Genomic DNA, 17092 nt, shown 5'->3' with positions numbered 1-17092 from the left:
CCGCTGCCTGATCGGCTCCCTAGCATGGATCTCGTCCATTCGGCGCGCGCAGCGCCCGGATGGCCCAACCTCCCGGTCCCCTTCCATCTTTGGAGCGCAGCAGATGCAAAGACGATTCACCCTCAAGGCGTTGACCGCCGCGGTGGCCCTGGCGGGCACCGCCTCCCTTCCCGCGCTGGCCCAGTCCGGCGGCACCATCAAGGTCGGGATCCTGCACAGCCTGTCCGGCACCATGGCCATCTCGGAGACCGTGCTCAAGGACACGGCCCTGATGGCCATCGAGGAGATCAATGCCAAGGGCGGGGTGCTGGGCAAGAAGCTCGAGCCCGTGGTGGTGGACCCGGCCTCCAACTGGCCGCTGTTCGCCGAAAAGACCAAGCAGCTGCTGACCCAGGACAAGGTCGCCGTCCTCTTCGGCTGCTGGACCAGCGTGTCGCGCAAGTCGGTGCTGCCGGTCGTCGAGGAGCTCAACGGCCTGCTGTTCTACCCCGTGCAGTACGAGGGCGAAGAGCTGTCCAAGAACGTGTTCTACACGGGCGCGGCGCCGAACCAGCAGGCGATTCCCGCGGTGGAATATCTGATGAGCAAGGAAGGCGGCGGCGCCAAGCGCTTCGTGCTGCTGGGCACCGACTACGTCTATCCCCGCACCACCAACAAGATCCTGCGCGCCTTCCTGAAGTCCAAGGGCGTGAAGGACAGCGACATCGAAGAGAAGTACACGCCGTTCGGCCACAGCGACTACCAGACCATCGTCGCCGACATCAAGAAGTTCTCCGCCGGCGGCAAGACGGCCGTCATCTCCACCATCAACGGCGACTCCAACGTGCCCTTCTACAAGGAACTGGGCAACGCGGGCCTGAAGGCCAAGGACGTCCCGGTGGTCGCCTTCTCGGTGGGCGAGGAAGAGCTGCGCGGCGTCGACACCAAGCCGCTGGTGGGCCACCTGGCGGCCTGGAACTACTTCATGTCGGTCAAGAACCCGTCCAACGACGAGTTCACCAAGAAGTGGGCCGCGTACGCGAAGGCCAAGAACATCGCCGGCCACAAGGACAAGCCGCTGACCAACGACCCGATGGAGGCCACCTACATCGGCGTCTACATGTGGAAGCAGGCCGTGGAAAAGGCCAAGTCCACCGACGTGGACAAGGTGATCGCCGCGATGTCCGGCCAGACCTTCAAGGCGCCCTCGGGCTTCACGGCCAAGATGGACGAGAAGAACCACCACCTGCACAAGCCGGTGTTCATCGGCGAGGTGAAGGGCGACGGGCAGTTCAACATCGTCTGGAAGACGCCGGGCCCGGTGAAGGCGAAGCCGTGGTCGCCGTTCATCGACGGCAACGACAAGAAAAAAGACGAGCCGGACGGCAAATCGAAGGTCTGAACCCCCGGCCGTCATTCCCGCGAAGGCGGGAATCCAGCGCTTCCGACTTCGAATCTGAAAGGAAGCACTGGGTCCCCGCCTCCGCGGGGACGACAGGACGGGTCCTGCGCGATGGGCGGCGTGCCGTCCATCCCACAGGCTCCTTCAATGTTGCGACTCCTTCTTCTCCTCGCCGCCGCGTTCAGCGTGCAGGCCCATGCGCTCACGGCGGCCGAAGCCACGGCCATCGCCATCGGCGAGCCCGACGCCCGCATCGAAGCGCTGAACAAGGCCGTCGCGACCGCGGACGACAGGACCACCGCATTCCTGCAAGCCCTCGGCGATGACGCGGTGAAGGCTGCGGGCGACAAGGTGTTCATCGTTCGCGATGGCCAGGGCGTGGACCCCGTCAGCGGCGCGCCCGTCCAGGTGCCCGCCGACGCCGAGGATGTCGTGAGCAACAACCGGATGCGCGGCGAGATCGACACCGCGCTGGCTGCGATCAAGCTCTTCTCGCCCGACGCCAACCTGCGCGCCGAGGCTGTCGCGGCCCTGCAGAAGGAGCCCGACGAGTCCAAGCTGCCGATGATCGAGAAGGCCTACGCCGCCGAGAAGGTCGATGCGATCAAGGAACAGCTCGCGCTCGTGCGTGCAGCGGCCCTGCTGGGCAGCAGCGACAAGGCCAAGCGCCTGGAAGCGGCACGCCTGCTCTCGGGCAGCCGCAGCCCGACCACCAAGACGCTGCTGCTCGAGCGCCTGCGCGACGAAAGCGAAGCCGACGTGAAGCACGCCCTCCAGCTCTCGCTGCGCCAGGTCGACTCGGCGCTGGCCTGGGGCGACCGGCTGGCGCAGGTCTTCTCGGGTATCAGCCTGGGCTCCATCCTGCTGCTGGTCGCGCTCGGACTGGCCATCACCTACGGACTGATGGGCGTCATCAACATGGCGCACGGCGAGCTGATGATGATCGGCGCCTACGCCACGTACGTCGTCCAGGGCGTGTTCCGCAGCTGGTTCCCGGGCGCCTTCGACTGGTACCTGGTGGCGGCGGTGCCGGTGGCCTTCGCCGCGTCCGCGCTGGTGGGCGCCATCCTCGAACGCGGCGTGATCCGCTTCCTGTACGGCCGGCCGCTGGAGACGCTGCTGGCCACCTGGGGCATCAGCCTGATGCTGATGCAGCTGGTGCGCACCGTCTTCGGCGCGCAGAACGTCGCGGTGGAGAACCCGCGCTGGATGAGCGGCGGCGTGGTGCTGATGGACAACCTGCAGCTGCCCTGGAACCGGATCGTCATCGTCGGCTTCGCCTTCGCGGTGTTGTTCGGCATGGCGTTCCTGATCGCGCGCACGCGGCTCGGCCTGTTCGTGCGCGGCGTCACGCAGAACCGGCCGATCGCATCGTGCATGGGCGTGAACACGGCGCGCGTGGACACGTATGCGTTCGCGCTGGGTTCCGGGATCGCGGGTCTCGCGGGTTGCGCCCTGAGCCAGATCGGCAACGTGGGTCCGGACCTCGGGCAGGCCTACATCGTCGATTCGTTCATGGTGGTGGTGCTGGGCGGCGTGGGGCAGCTGGCCGGCACGGTGTACGCGGCGCTCGGGCTGGGCATCCTGAACAAGTTCATCGAAGGTTGGGCCGGCGCGGTGCTGGCCAAGATCGCGGTGCTGGTGCTGATCGTGGTGTTCATCCAGAAGAGGCCGCAGGGGTTGTTCGCGGTCAAGGGCCGGTCGGCGGAGGCTTGAAATGGATCGCGCACCGGATGCACTCGCGGTATTGGAACCCTCCCCCGCTGGGGGAGGGCAGGGTGGGGGCACGCGCGAGGCTGGGGGCGCGGACCAAGGGGCGGGGCGTGCCCCCCCCCCCCCCCCCCCCCCGGGGGGGGGGGGGGGGGGGGGGGGCCACGCACCGGCCCCCATCCAACCCCGCGGCCCATGGAGCGCGCGCGTGCCCTCACCCCGGCCCTCTCCCAGGGGGAGAGGGAGAAACAGCCGGTTCACTCGTCACCCCCGCGCGGAGATCCGGGCGCGGCGCGCCCCCACCCCAACCCTCCCCCGGCGGGGGAGGGAGTAGAAGCACGCCCGCGCCGCCCCAGCTTCTCGAATCCAAGGTAGATCACCGGCGTCGTGAACAGCGTCAACAGCTGGCTCACCACCAGCCCGCCGAAGATGGCCAGACCGAGCGGACGCCGCAACTCCGCGCCCTCGCCCCATCCCAGCATCAGCGGCACCGCCGCGAACAGGGCCGCGAGCGTCGTCATCAGGATCGGCCGGAAGCGCAGCAGCGCGGCCTGGTGGATCGCCTCCTGCGCCGGCTTGCCTTCGTTGCGCTGCGCGTCGATGGCGAAGTCGATCATCATGATCGCGTTCTTCTTCACGATGCCGATCAGCAGGATGATGCCGATGATCCCGATCACGCCCAGGTCGTTGCCGGTCAGCATGAGGGCGAGCAACGCGCCCACGCCCGCCGACGGCAGCGTCGAGAGGATCGTCAGCGGATGCACGTAGCTCTCGTACAGCACGCCCAGCACGATGTAGACGCAGACGATCGCCGCCAGGATGAGCCAGAGCTGGTTGGTCAGCGAGGCCTCGTAGGCGCCGGAAGCGCCCAGGAACGTCATGGTCAGGCTGGCGGGCAGCCCCATCTCCCTGGCCGTCGCACGGATCGCATCCACGGCCTTGCCCAGCGAGACGCCCGTCGCCGTGTCGAATCCCACGGTGGCCGCCGGGTACTGCGCCACGTGCGTGATCTGCAGCGGCGCGCGCCGCTCGACGATGCGCGCCACGGCCGACAGCGGCGTCGGCTCGCCGGACGACGTGCGCAACTGGATGCCGGCTAGCGCGTCGGGCGTGGGCGCCGCCTCGGGCCGCGCCTCCAGGATCACGCGGTACTGGTTGGTCTGCGTGAAGATGGTCGAGACGATGCGCTGGCCGAAGGCGCTGTACAGCGCCTCGTCGATGGCGGCCGCCGTGATGTTCAGCCGCGCCGCCGTGTCGCGGTCGATGTCCACGTACACCGCCGCGCCGCTGGCGCCGGCATCGGTGACCGGATTGCGTACCTGCGGCACTGAGCGCAGGCGCTCCACCAGCCGGTTGGCCCAGTCGTTCACGGTCGCCGTATCGGAGCCTTCGAGCGAGAAGCGGAACTGCGTGGGCCCGGACTCCGCATCGATGGTGAGGTCCTGCACCGGCTGCAGGTAGAACGTGACGCCCGCGACGCGCTGTGCCCTCTCCCGCAGCCGCTCCATCAGCTCGCGCTGGTCGCCACGGCTGCCCTGCAGGTTGATCAGCATGCGGCCGGTGTGCAGCATGGTGTTGTTGGCCGCGTCGACGCCGACGAAGCTGGCGATGCTGGTGACCTCGGGGTCCTCCATCAGCGCGCGCGCCACGTCCTGCTGCAGCTGCGCCATGCGCGGGAAGGAGATCGACTCCTGCGTCTCCACGCGCGCCTGCAGCTGGCCGGTGTTCTGCGTCGGGAAGAGGCCCTTGGGGATCACGATGTAGAGCAGCACCGTGAGCACGAAGGTCGCCAGCGCCACCAGCAGGGTGAAACGCTGGCGCGCCAGCACCCAGCGCAGGCCGCGGTCGTAGAAACCGATCAGGCGGTCGAACTGGCGCGCGAGCCGCGCCCCAAGGCCGGTGCCCGCTGCCTCACCGCCGGGATGCGCCTTGAGCCAGCGCGCCGACATCATGGGCACCAGCGTCAGCGACACCACCGCCGAGATCAGGATGGTGATGGCGAGCGTGACGGCGAACTCGCGGAACAGGCGCCCGACCACGTCGCCCATGAACAGCAGCGGGATCAGCACCGCCACCAGCGACACCGTCAGCGAGATGATGGTGAAGCCGATCTCGCTGGCGCCTTCCATCGCGGCCTGCATCGGCTTCTTGCCCATCTCCACGTGGCGCTGGATGTTCTCAATCATCACGATCGCGTCATCCACCACGAAGCCCGTCGCGATCGTCAGCGCCATGAGCGAGAGGTTGTTCAGGCTGTAGCCCAGCAGGTACATCACGCCGCAAGTGCCCACCAGCGAGATCGGCACCGCGAGGCTGGCGATCAGCGTGGCGCGGGGGCTGTGCAGGAACGCGAAGATCACCAGCACCACGAGCACCACGGCCAGCACCAGCTCGATCTGCACGTGGTGCACCGACGCGCGGATGCCGGTGGTGCGGTCGGACAGCACGTCCACCTTGAGCGATGGCGGCAGGCCCGCGGTGAGCTCGGGCAGCCGCTGCTTGATGGCGTCCACCGTGGCGATGACGTTGGCGCCGGGCTGGCGCTGCACGTTCAGGACGATGGCGGGCTGCAGTTGCCCGGCAATCGCGGACCACGCGCCCAGCTTCACGTTCTCGGCGCTCTCCACGACCTTGGCCACCTGCCCGAGGCGCACCGGCGCGCCGTTGCGGAAGGCGACCACCAGGTCGGAGTAGTCCTTTGCCGTCAGCAGCTGGTCGTTGGAGTTGATGGTCCAGGCGCGCGTGGGCCCGTCGATGCTGCCCTTGGCGCCGTTGGCATTGGCGGAGTTGATGGTGGTGCGCACGTTGTCCAGCGTGAGGCCGAACGACGCGAGCGCGCGCGTGTCGGCCTGGATGCGCACTGCCGGCCGTTGCCCGCCCGCCAGCGTGACCAGGCCGACGCCCGAGACCTGGCTGATCTTCAGCGCCAGCCGCGTGTTGACCAGGTTCTGCACGTCGGGCAGCGGCAGCTGGTCGGACGTGACGGCGAGCGTGAGCACGGGCGCATCGGCCGGGTTCACCTTGGCATACACCGGCGGCGCCGGCAGGTCGGCCGGCAGCAGCGAGGCGCCGGCGTTGATCGCGGCCTGCACCTGCTGTTCGGCGACGTCGAGGGCCAGGCCCAGGCCGAACTGCAGCGTGACGATGGAAACGCCCGACGCGCTGGTGGAACTCATGCGCGCCAGGCCGGGCATCTGGCCGAACTGCCGCTCCAGCGGCGCGGTGACGGTCTGCGCCATCACCTCGGGGCTGGCGCCGGGGTACAGCGTCTGCACCTGGATGGTCGGGTAGTCGACCTGCGGCAGCGCCGAAAGCGGCAGCAGGCGCAGCCCCACCAGGCCGGCCAGCACGATGGCCAGCATCAGCAGCGAGGTGGCGACCGGCCGCAGGATGAAGACGCGCGAAGGGCTCATTGCTGCCTTCGCCGCTGCTGCTGTCCCTGGCGCGCCGCGGAGGGTTGTCCGTCGTTCGGGGCGAACGCGTCGCCCTGCCCCTGCAGCAGCACGCGGAAGCCGTCCTTCAGGCGGTCCACGCCTTCGGTGACCACCCGCTCGCCGGGCTTGAGGCCGCTGAGGATCTGCACCTTGTCGTCGGTGGCCTGGCCGCGCTGCACGTTGCGCAGCCGCACGGTGGCCATCTGCGGGGGGCCGTCGTTCAGCACGAAGACGTAGTCGCCGTTGGCTCCGGTGCGCACGGCGGCCAGCGGCACCGTGACCGCGCCCTCGATGGTGCGAAGGTGCAGCTGCACGTTGACGAACTGGCTGGGGAAGAGCTGGTTCTTCTCGTTGGCGAACCGCGCCTTGGCACGCACCGTGCCGGTCTGCGTGTCGACCTGGTTGTCCAGGGAGCTGAAGCTGCCGGTCTCCAGCACCGTGCTGCGCGTGCGGTCCAGCGCGCGCACCTGCATGGGCGCGCGGCTGGTCTCCTGCGCGAGCGCCGCGGCCTGGTCCTGCGGGATGGAGAACTCCACGTCGATCGGCGACAGCTGCGTGATCAGCGCCACGCCGTTGGCATCGCTGGCGCTGACCACGTTGCCGACGTCGACGGTGCGCAGGCCGACCCGCCCGCCGATGGGCGCGTGGATGCGCGTATAGCCCAGGTTCAGCCGCGCCGTTCCCTCATTGGCCTTGGAGATCACCACCGCCGCTTCCAGCTGCTTGACCAGCGCGGCCTGCGTGTCCACTTCCTGGCGTGCGATCGAGTCCTGCTGCAGCAGCGTGCGGAAGCGCTGCAGCGTGACGCGCGCGGCATCCAGCTGCGCCTCGTCTCGCATGCGCTGGCCGGTGGCCTGCTGCACCGCCATCTCGAACTGGCGCGGGTCGATGGTGGCCAGCAGGTCGCCCTTCTTCACCACCTGCCCCTCGCGGTAGAGCACCTGCTGCAGCACCCCGGACACCTGCGGCCGCACCCGCACCGTCGCCTGCGGCACGACCGTGCCCAGCGCCTCCAGCGTGACGCGGATGTCGCTGCGCTCGGCGGCGGCGACGCCGACCGTGGTCGCGGGTCCGGCGTGCCCGCCGGGGACGGACGCCGGGCGCGAAGGTTTCGCCGCGCCGGGCATCGCCGCGGCGATCTGGCCGCCGCCCGGCCGCGTCAGGTCCCAGGCGAGCCCGGCGATCGCCGCGACGATCAGCAGCGCGATCAGGCTGCCCAGCAGCATGCCGCGCCGGCCGATGCGGCGGTTGCCGGAAGCGCTGCCGGAAGGCGCGGAAGAGCCGTCGGGTTGGCGGGTGGGGTCGGATTGCATTCTTGTCCTGGTGGCCGCACTGCGGTCAGGCGACGAGCGTACCTTCCCGCCGGCAGCCCCGCCATCGACACGGCGGGGCCATCAGCACGGTCGGCGCGCGCGGATCGCAGCGATCGGAGCATGCGCTGCCGAGGTGTCGCGGGAGTCGCCGCAACGTTTCCGGCGCGCAAAGTTGCGGATGAGCACGGCGCGCAGGCCCGCCAGCGGGCGCGGCCCTACTGCGTGATCACCACCAGCACGTTGCACGGCGCATGCTCGATCAGCGCGCCGGAGATGGAGCCGCGCCACCAGCGCGCCGCCCAGCTGTCCAGGTGCTTGTGGCCGACCACGATGAGCTCGGCGCCCAGCTTGCGGGCGCACTTGGTGATCTCGTCGACCGCCTCGCCGGTGACCACCTCGCCGGTGGCGGCGTAGCCCGCCTGCTCCAGCCGGCGCAGGCCGTCCTTCAGGATGGACTGGTACTTGGCGCGTTCGCGCTCCTCCAGTTCCACGTCGTAGACGCCGCCTTCGAGCCCGACGAAGCTCATGGCCGATGGCATGACGGCGATCAGGTACAGCTGGGCGCCGCCCCACTGCGCCAGCGTCTGGCAGTCCAGCAGCGCCTTCTGGCCCGCGTCGCTGCCGTCGTACGCCAACAGGATTCGCTTGTACATGCATGCCCCCCAAAGGTTGCGGTACGGCACAGGATAGCCCGCCGCCGCTGTCTCGTAGGGCTGCGGCGATGCGTGTTAACCCGAACGGCTGACGCCCGCGGATTCGAAGCTGGCCATCTCGCGCAGGACCGCGCAGGCGGACACCAGCAGCGGCCACGCCAGCGCCGCCCCTGACCCTTCGCCCAGGCGCAGCTCCAGGTCCAGCAAGGCCCGCGCGGGGGTGCGTGGATCGGGTCCAAGGTGCCGCAGCATCAACGCGTGGCCGCATTCGCCGGAACGGTGCGAGAACACGCAGCGTTGCAGCACCAGCGGCTCCAGCGTCCGTGCCACCAGCACCGCGGCGGTCGAAATGAACCCATCCACGACGACCAGCTTGCAGCGCGCGGCCGCCTCGAGGACCGCGCCCACCATCGCTGCGATCTCGAAGCCGCCGAAGGCCGCGAGCGCATCGAGCGGGTCGCGCGCGGACCGGTGGCGTTCGAGCACCCGCCCCAGCACCTCGCGCTTGCGGACAATCCCCGCTTCATCCAGCCCGGTGCCCGCGCCCACGCAGTCCGCCAGCTCGCTGCCGGTCAGGCGCGCGAGCAGCAACGATGCCGCCGATGTGTTGCCGATGCCCATCTCGCCGAGCAGCAAGACGTTGCCGGGCAAGGCGGCCGCGACTTCGCGGCCGGCGTCCATCGCCTGCCGGCACTGCTCCGGCGTCATCGCGGGCCCCTGCGATGAATCGGCGGTGCCGTACGCCACCTTGCGGAACACGAGGCCGGACCGGGGCGCGAAGTCGTGCCGCACGCCGCAGTCCACCACGGTGAGCGCCAGGCCATGCTGGCGCGCGAGCACGCTGACCGCCGCGCCGCCGCCCAGGATGTTCCTCACCATTTGCCACGTGACGTCACCCGGATACGCAGACACGCCTTGCGCCGTCAGGCCATGGTCGGCCGCGAACACCACCAGCTGCGGCTGCTGCAGCACCGGCGCCTCGGTCCCGAGCACCAGCCCGATCTGCAGCGCGAGCGCTTCCAGCCGCCCGAGCGAGCCCGGCGGCTTGGTCTTCTGGTCCAGCAGCTGCTGCAGGCGCGCGACCAGCGCCGGATCGTGCAGGTCACGCAGGCTCACCGGATCAGCTCCTGCAGCACACCCGGCGCGAAGTGGCGGTCGATGAAATCGGCCAGGCCGTCGAACACGGCGTCCAGGTCGGGCGCTTGCGCGCCGAACAGCGCGCGCATCACGTTGCCGTCTTCGAAGAGACCGTGCACGTACACGCCCAGCACGTTGCCGGCCGTGTTCTGCCAGCCCAATCCCGAGGGCAGCACCGGCACGGCCGGCGCCATCGCCGGATGCTGCGCGGTGCGGCCATGGTGGATCTCGTAGCCGGCCAGTTCCACGCCCGACAGCGCGGCCCACGCACCTCGCAGTTCACCGAAGACCGTCTTCGTGCGACGCACCGTCTTGTCGCGTTCGAACGCCGTCACGAGGGGCAGCAGGCCGAGGCCCGGCGCATTGCCGTCGATGCCGTGCGGATCGACCAGCGCCTCGCCCAGCATCTGCAGTCCGCCGCACAGGCCCAGCACCGCCCCACCCCGCTGCGCGTGGTCGGCGATGGCGCGGTCGATGCGCTGCTCGCGCAGCCAGGCCAGGTCGGAGCTGGTGTGCTTGGAGCCGGGCAGCACGACCCAGTCGGCGCCATCGAGCTCACCGGGCGAGCGGGCCCAGCGAAGGCGCACGCCGGGGATGCGCGCGAGGGGCTGGAATTCGTCGAGGTTGCTGATGCGGGGGTAGGCGACGATGGCGATGGTTTTTCTCCCTCCCCCACCGGGGGAGGGAGTGAATACCAGCCGTCTTCTTCGGGCAGGCCGTGCCCCCACCACATCGGCAAGGTCGCGACGGTAGGAACACCGGTCAATGCCTCGAGCTCCCCCGGCCCCGGCGCCAGCAGCGACGCATCCCCCCGGAACTTGTTCAGCACGAACCCGCGAACCAGCGCCCTCTCCTCGTGCGGCAACAACGCCCACGTGCCGTACAGGTGCGCGAACGCGCCGCCGCGGTCGATGTCCGTCACCAGCAGGCAGCGCGCGCCCGCGTGCATCGCGACGCGCATGTTCACGATGTCGCTGTCCTTCAGGTTGATCTCGGCCGGCGATCCCGCGCCTTCGATCACGACCAGCTCGTTCTCCGCCCGCAGCTCGTCGAGCGCCGCCGCCACCCGGGGCCACACGCTGGCGCTGCGCCCGCGCCAGGACTCCCGCGAGAGCGCTTCGTCCACCTGCCCGAGCAGCACGACCTGGCTGTGCGTATCGCGCTCGGGCTTGAGCAGCAGCGGGTTCATGCGCACCTCGGGCTCGGCGCGCGCGGCCAGCGCCTGGAAGTACTGCGCGCTGCCGATCTCGCCGCCGGCCACCACGCGCGCGTTGTTGCTCATGTTCTGCGCCTTGAACGGCGCCACCTTCAGGCCCTGGCGCACATACCAGCGGCACAGCGCCGTCGCCAGCCAGCTCTTGCCGGCGCCGCTGGTGGTGCCCAGGACCATGACGCAACGAGCTGCCATCGTCCTGTCCTCAGGCCTCCGGCAGCGCCACCCAGCGCCCCGCGACTTCGTGCACGTGCACCCGGCCGCCGAACACGCGACGCACCGCCGCATGCGTATCGGACGACGCGCAGGGGCCGTGGTGCGCGATGCGGCCGGCGTCGACCACCAGCAGGTCGTCGGCCTGCAGCGCCAGCGTGAGTTCGTGCAGCACCGTCACCGCGGTGCCGCCCGCGGCCACGTGCCGCCGCACCAGCGCCAGCACGTCGGCCTGGTGGGGCGGATCGAGGTTGGCCAGCGGCTCGTCCATCAGCAGCACGCCCGCCTGCACCGCGAGCGCGCGCGCAAGCAGCACGCGCTGGCGTTCGCCGCCCGAGACCTGGCCGAGCGGGCGCCCGCGCCACTCCCAGCACTGCGTGCGATGCATCGCGTCCTCGACGGCCGCCGCATCCTGCGCCGTCGGCGGCGCGAGCCAGGGGCGGTGCGGCAGGCGGCCCAGCATCACGACGTCCCACGCCCGCAGGTCCTCGGACCCTTCGTGCCCCTGCCCCAGCCAGCTGACCGCACGGGCACGTTCGCGCGCCGCCCATTGCGATGCCGCGCGCCCGAGCAGTTCGACTTGCCCCCGGCAAGGCAGCAGGTGCGCGAGCGCCTTCAGCAGCGTGGTCTTGCCCGCTCCGTTCGGGCCGACGACCGCGGTCCAGCGGGCCCGCGCAAGCGCGACCCGCACGCCGTGGAGCACCTCGCGCCCGGCCAAGGCGACGTGCAGGTCGTTCGCGGCGAGCGCCACGGTCACGACGGCCTCCTGTGCATCAGCCACAGCAGGTAGCCGCCGCCCAGCAGCGCGGTGAGCACGCCCACCGGCAGTTCGCGCGGCGCGAGCAGCCAGCGCGAGAGCACGTCGGCCGCAAGCAGCAGCACGCCGCCCGACATCGCCGACAGCGCGAGCAGCGCGCGATGCGTGGGCTGCACGGCTGAACGCACCGTGTGCGGTGCAACCAGTCCCACGAACGCGATCAGCCCCACCTGCGCGACGGCCGCGCCGGTGGCCAGCGCGATGGCCGACACGAGGCCGATCCGCACAGCGCGCAATGGAATCCCCAGGCTGGCCGCCGCCGTCTCGCCCAGCGCCAGTGCATCGAGCGCCGGGCTCAATGCAATCGCCGCGAGCAGCACGAGCGCCAGCACGCCCGCCAGCAGCGCGGCGCCGCTCCACCCCAGGAAGCCGGTCGTGCCGAGCAGGAAAGCCTGCATCGCGCGCATCACGTCCGGCGCCCAGAACATCACCAGCGCCGCGAGCGCGCCGAACACCACGCCGACGATGACACCGGCCAGCAGCAGCCGCAACGTGTGCTGCACGCCGCGGGCCAGCACCAGCGTGACCAGCACCGCCGCCATCGCGCCGAGGAAACCGGCGCCCGCGAGCCCGATGTGCGCCATCGCGCCGGCGGTAGCACCCGGCACCGCGCCGATCGCGACCAGCAACAGCGCGACGCCGAACGCCGCACCGGTGGCGCTGCCCATCAGGTAAGGATCGGCGAGCGGGTTGCGGAACAACCCTTGCGCCACGGCGCCGGCCAAACCTAGCAAGGCGCCTGCGAGCCAGGCGCCGACGCTGCGCGGCAGGCGGATGTCCCGGACGATGGCGCGCGCCGTTTCGTTGGCGCCCCACAGCGGCTCCCAGCCCAGAGAACCGACGGCGGCGCCGGCGGCGAGCAGGAGCAACGTCGCCATCGAAAGAACGACGGCAAGCAGCGCCACCCTCCGGCCCTGGCGGGCGAGCGCCGCGTCAAAGGCGGCATGCGCGACCGCGCTCACCGGCCCTCCCTCAGGCGCCCGGCCAGGCAGTCGGCCATCAGCTGCGCGGCTTCGGCCAGCCGTGGACCGGGGCGCACGATCACGTCGCCCTGCGCCAGCGTGAAGCGGCACACCCGGCCATCGCGCATCGCGCGGATGCGCGACCAGCCGGGCCGCGTCGAGAGCGTGCCAGCGTCGCGCTCGGAGATCATGATCACCTGCGGATCGGCCCGCACCACGAACTCCGGATTGAGCAGCGGCACCGAGCCGAGCCGGCCCGGCACCACGTTGGCGGCGCCCAGCTGCGCCAGGATCTCGCCGATGTGCGAGTTCTCGCTGGCCGCATACGGCCCGGCGCTCACCTCGAAGTACACCGTCGTGCCGCGCGCGTTCGGCGGCAGCGAGCGCGCGGCCTCCGCCACGCCCTCCTGGATGCGGTCCCACGCGGCGTCCGCGCCCTGCACCTCCAGCACCTGCGCCACTCGGGCGAACACGCGGCGCACATCCGCCAGCGTCTTGAGGTCGAAGCCGAGCACCGGCACGTTGAGAGACTCCAGCCGGCCGAGTGCACGCGCCGTCGAGGACAGCATCACCACGTCCGGCCGCAGCGCGAGGATCTGCTCGATGTTGGCGTCGTCCAGCCCGCCCACGTGCGGCAGCTTGCGCACGCGCTCGGGCCAGTTGGCGTAGTCGTCCACGCCCACCAGGCGATCGCACGCGCCCAGTTCGCACACCGTCTCGGCCAGCGAAGGCAGGAGCGTCACGATGCGCCGCGGCGCCTCGCGCAGCGTGACGGTGGCGCCGCGGTCGTCGGTGATGGTGACCGGCGCGGCCAGGGGGCCCGCCGTCGCCAGCATCAGGACGAGGACGATGAAGCAGCGGCTCATGCGCTGCCCTTCAGCGTCATCGGCACGCCCGCCGACATCAGCGTCACGCGCTCGCAGGCGGCGGCCGCCTGCTGGTTGAGCGTGCCCAGCGAGTCCACGAACTGGCGTACGTCACGGCCGAGCGGCACCACGCCCATGCCGATCTCGTTGCTGATCAGCACCAGCGGCCCCGCGCAGGCCGCGATCGCCCCGGCGAGCGACGCGGGACTGGCATCCGCCGTCAGCGCCGTGCCCTCCCGGCCAACCGCGGGCATCAGCATCGCGGTGAGCCACAGGGTCAGGCAGTCGACCACGACCAGCGTGCCGGGCCGGCTGTGCGCGCCGATGGCCTGCGCCAGTGCGAGCGGCTCCTCCACGGTGCGCATGCGCGGCACGCGTTCGGCGCGGTCCCGGCGGTGCCTCGCGATGCGCTCGCGCATCTCCTCGTCCCAGGCCTGCGCGGTGGCGATGTAGACCGCCTCGTGCTGCGGCGCCTGCGCCAGCCAGGCGGCCGCGAGCGCCTCCGCGCGCGCCGTCTTGCCGCTCTTCTGGCCGCCGAGGATCAGCTCGCTGCGGGCGACGCGAAGATCAGGCATGCGCGGCACTCCACTGCAGGACGATGCGATGCAGTTGCTCGACGCCGTCCGTCAGCGCCGCAGGCCCGGGCTGCAGGATGTCGGCGGACTTCACCTCGAACAGCTGCCCGTCGCGCACCGCGTTCACTTTGTCCCAACCGGGCCGCGCAGCCACGCGTTCGGGCCGGAACTTCTTGCCGCACCAGGAGCCGACCACGATGTCGGGATTGCGCCGCACGATCTCGGCCGGGTCCGCCACGATGCGGTCCTTGCCCAGAGCCTGCGACGCGAGTTCGGGGAAACAGTCGTCCCCGCCGGCGATGCCCACCAGTTCGCTCACCCAGCGGATGCAGCTGATCGGCGGCTCGTCCCATTCCTCGAAGAACACGCGCGGACGGCGCGGCAGCGCGGCGGCCGCGGCGCGGATCGCGTCCAGCCTCGCACGGAAAGCCTGCAGCAGCTCGAGCCCATGCTGCACCCGACCCACGATCGCAGCCACCTGGTACAGCATGGAGAAGACCTCCTCCACGCTGCGCTGGTTGAACACCGTCACCTGCACGCCTTTCTTCACCAGCTCGGACGCGATGTCGGCCTGCAGGTCGGAGAACCCGAACACGCAGTCCGGTTCCAGCGCCAGGATCCTGTCGATCTTCGCAGTGAGGAAGGCGCTCACGCGCGGCTTCTCCTGCCGAGCGCGCGGCGGCCGCACGGTGTAGCCGGAGATGCCGACGATGCGCGCCTCCTCGCCCAGCAGGTACAGCCACTCGGTCGTCTCCTCGGTGAGGCAGACGATGCGTCGGGGCACGAGGCTGGCTGCGTCGAAGGCCACGCCCTGCTCCTAGAACCTCACGCGCACCGCGGCGGTGACCGCACGGCCGGGCTCCGGAAAGATCGCCGAGGGCTCGCCGCCCGCGCAGCGGAAGGCCTGGGTGAAGTACTTCCTGTCGAACAGGTTCGCGGCGCCCAGCGAGAACTCGGCATTGCGCCATTCGTAGGCGTACCGCAGATCGGCCGTGGTGTACGAAGGCATGCTGCAGGTGTTGGCGAAGTCCGGATGCTGTGACGATACCCAGTTCAGGCCGCCCGTGACGCGATGTTGCGCGGCGGGCACCCACTCGGCGCGCAACGCCATCGTCCTGCGCGGCACCAGCGGCACGTCGTTGCCTGCGTAGCGGCCGGAGCGGAAGGTGGCGCGCCGCACGGCAGCGTTGAGCCTCAACGCCAGCGTGGGACTGAGCGCGTGGGCCGCGTCTACCTCCAGCCCTTCCCGGCGTGTCGGGTCGAAGTTCAGGTTGGCGGGCGTGGCGCCCGCCGTGGCAAGTGCGTCCGGATCGAAACCGATCTCGTCCGTCAGCTCGCTGCGGAACAGCCGGGCTTCGACGCTGCCGCCGGCATGCACCCAGCGCGCGCCGACTTCGGTGTCGCGCGAGGTCTGCGGCCGCAGCTGTACGCCGGGCAGCGTGAAGCTGAACTCGTCCACGTTCGCGAGCCGGAAGCTGCGGCCCACGCGCACGTAGGCCGTCACATCGCGCAGGACAGGATGGCTGGCGCCGAGGTCCCACGCGTTCAGGCGGTCGGCCAGCGGTTGGTCCGGCGCGGCGGTCGTTTCCTTGCGCACGCGCTCGGTCCGCCAGCCCGCCGACAGGCGCGTGCCGGCCGGCAGCGTGAGGTCGTCCTTGACGTACACGCCCCGGTTGGTCTGCGTCCCGCGCGTGCCGAACGCGCCGAGCACGTTGCGCTCCCAGGAGGCGAAATCGAATCCGGCCACCAGCGCGTTGGCGAACCCGCCGAACGTCGCGGCGTGGCGCGCGCGCAGGGAGGCGTTGTCGGCATCGATGTCGTAGTCGAAGGGGAAGCCGGAGTTTTCGCTTCGCAGCGTCTTCTCCCGCTGCGACACATCCATCGCCAGCTGCCACTCGCCGAGCTGCAGCTCGCCGAACGCGCCCACGCGCTCGCCGCGGATGCGGGCGAAGTCGTTCGGCGTGGTGGTCTGGCGCGGGTCGGCGTCGAACTGCGCCCGCGTCAGCGCACCCGGCAGGCCGGTGTCCAGGTCCTCCTGCGACACCCGCAGCCCGACGCGCCCCGACTCGCCGAGCCATTGGCCGGTGACCGCGGCGGCGTCGAGGTCGGAGCGGAAGTTGTCGCGGTGGTTGTCGCTCTTTCGCTTCTGCGCGCTGGCGTCGAGCATCAGGCCGCCGCCCACGCCGCCCATGTTCGCGTCGGCGCGCAGCTCGCGCGTGCGAAAGCTTCCCGCGCCCGCGTACACCGAGGCCCCGGCAGGCCGCGCCACGCCCGCGCCGGCCTTCGTGGTCACGACGATCACGCCGGCGGTCGCGCCTTCGCCGTACAGCACCGCGCCGCTTCCGCGCAGCACCTCGATGCGCTCGACCGACTCGATGGGGATGCCGGCCAGCCGCGTGCCGCCGAGGTCCGACTCGGAGAGGCGGACACCGTCGACGATGATGACCTGGTTGTTGTCGGCGGTCGCGCCGAAGCCGCGCAGGTCCAGGTTGTATTCGCCGCCGCCGAACAGGTCCTGGCGGCCGACGATGCCCAGGATGCGCATCAGGGCCTCGTTGATCGTGGCCGCGCCGGAGCGCTCGATCTCCTGCGCGGTGATGACGCTGACGCCGAAGGGCAGCGGGCGCGCGGGCTCGGGAAAGCGGGTGGCGGTCACCACCGTTTCCTTGAGGGCAGCGGGCTGCGCGGAGAGGGCGAACGGAACGAGGGCGGCCAGCGCGAGCGGAAGTCGCGCGAGACGGCCCGGAGTGCGGGAAACCTTCATCTTGGAACAGACACAGAGTCGATGCCCGCGCCGGCTTCCCCGCCGGCGGTTGGG

Annotated in this window: 12 protein-coding genes and 1 pseudogene; 2 read left to right on the top strand and 11 right to left on the bottom strand. The window is 70.8% G+C overall.

What is annotated here, in order from left to right; genetic code table 11:
* Positions 1 to 103 precede the first annotated feature (103 nt).
* Both urtA and urtB read left to right on the top strand, forming a co-directional pair.
* A complete protein-coding gene (urtA, locus tag EZ313_RS06940; RefSeq protein WP_135262460.1) occupies positions 104 to 1381 on the top strand; it encodes an urea ABC transporter substrate-binding protein in 1278 nt (425 codons plus the stop codon).
* 147 nt (positions 1382 to 1528) lie between these two features.
* Positions 1529 to 3097, top strand: a complete 1569-nt coding sequence (gene urtB, locus EZ313_RS06935; RefSeq protein WP_135262459.1) for an urea ABC transporter permease subunit UrtB — start codon at positions 1529 to 1531, stop codon at positions 3095 to 3097.
* A gap of 251 nt (positions 3098 to 3348) precedes the next feature.
* Here the strand turns inward: urtB and EZ313_RS06930 are convergent, their stop codons facing one another.
* The 11 genes and pseudogenes from EZ313_RS06930 to EZ313_RS06880 form a co-directional block, all read right to left on the bottom strand.
* On the bottom strand, positions 3349 to 6504 hold the full coding sequence (locus EZ313_RS06930; RefSeq protein WP_135262458.1) for an efflux RND transporter permease subunit: 3156 nt from the start codon (positions 6502 to 6504) through the stop codon (positions 3349 to 3351).
* On the bottom strand, positions 6501 to 7838 hold the full coding sequence (locus EZ313_RS06925) for an efflux RND transporter periplasmic adaptor subunit (protein WP_135262457.1): 1338 nt from the start codon (positions 7836 to 7838) through the stop codon (positions 6501 to 6503). The genes EZ313_RS06930 and EZ313_RS06925 overlap by 4 nt, the downstream gene beginning before the upstream one ends.
* A 215-nt stretch (positions 7839 to 8053) precedes the next feature.
* A complete protein-coding gene (locus EZ313_RS06920; protein WP_135262456.1) occupies positions 8054 to 8491 on the bottom strand; it encodes a universal stress protein in 438 nt (145 codons plus the stop codon).
* Positions 8492 to 8566: 75 nt separating this feature from the next.
* Positions 8567 to 9607 carry a nicotinate-nucleotide--dimethylbenzimidazole phosphoribosyltransferase gene (gene cobT / locus EZ313_RS06915; protein WP_135262455.1) on the bottom strand — a complete coding sequence of 347 codons (1041 nt, stop codon included), beginning with the start codon at positions 9605 to 9607 and terminating at the stop codon, positions 8567 to 8569.
* Positions 9604 to 11036, bottom strand: a pseudogene (locus EZ313_RS06910) (cobyric acid synthase). The gene cobT and the pseudogene EZ313_RS06910 overlap by 4 nt, the downstream one beginning before the upstream one ends.
* Positions 11037 to 11046: 10 nt before the next feature.
* The gene (locus tag EZ313_RS06905; RefSeq protein ID WP_135262454.1) at positions 11047 to 11811 is read right to left on the bottom strand and encodes an ABC transporter ATP-binding protein; all 765 of its coding nucleotides are present in this window, start codon (positions 11809 to 11811) and stop codon (positions 11047 to 11049) included.
* Positions 11808 to 12749 carry a FecCD family ABC transporter permease gene (locus EZ313_RS06900; RefSeq protein WP_135263591.1) on the bottom strand — a complete coding sequence of 314 codons (942 nt, stop codon included), beginning with the start codon at positions 12747 to 12749 and terminating at the stop codon, positions 11808 to 11810. The genes EZ313_RS06905 and EZ313_RS06900 overlap by 4 nt, the downstream gene beginning before the upstream one ends.
* Positions 12750 to 12829: 80 nt before the next feature.
* The gene (locus EZ313_RS06895; protein ID WP_135262453.1) at positions 12830 to 13699 is read right to left on the bottom strand and encodes an ABC transporter substrate-binding protein; all 870 of its coding nucleotides are present in this window, start codon (positions 13697 to 13699) and stop codon (positions 12830 to 12832) included.
* Positions 13696 to 14274: a bifunctional adenosylcobinamide kinase/adenosylcobinamide-phosphate guanylyltransferase gene (locus EZ313_RS06890; protein ID WP_135262452.1), complete on the bottom strand. Its 579-nt coding sequence runs from the start codon at positions 14272 to 14274 to the stop codon at positions 13696 to 13698. The genes EZ313_RS06895 and EZ313_RS06890 overlap by 4 nt, the downstream gene beginning before the upstream one ends.
* Positions 14267 to 15082 carry an ABC transporter substrate-binding protein gene (locus EZ313_RS06885; RefSeq protein ID WP_135262451.1) on the bottom strand — a complete coding sequence of 272 codons (816 nt, stop codon included), beginning with the start codon at positions 15080 to 15082 and terminating at the stop codon, positions 14267 to 14269. The genes EZ313_RS06890 and EZ313_RS06885 overlap by 8 nt, the downstream gene beginning before the upstream one ends.
* A 9-nt stretch (positions 15083 to 15091) precedes the next feature.
* A complete protein-coding gene (locus EZ313_RS06880) occupies positions 15092 to 17038 on the bottom strand; it encodes a TonB-dependent receptor (RefSeq protein ID WP_135262450.1) in 1947 nt (648 codons plus the stop codon).
* Positions 17039 to 17092: the final 54 nt, after the last annotated feature.

Source organism: Ramlibacter henchirensis (assembly GCF_004682015.1).
Taxonomy (GTDB): domain Bacteria; phylum Pseudomonadota; class Gammaproteobacteria; order Burkholderiales; family Burkholderiaceae_C; genus Ramlibacter; species Ramlibacter henchirensis.
This window is presented reverse-complemented; position numbering and strand designations above follow the sequence as displayed.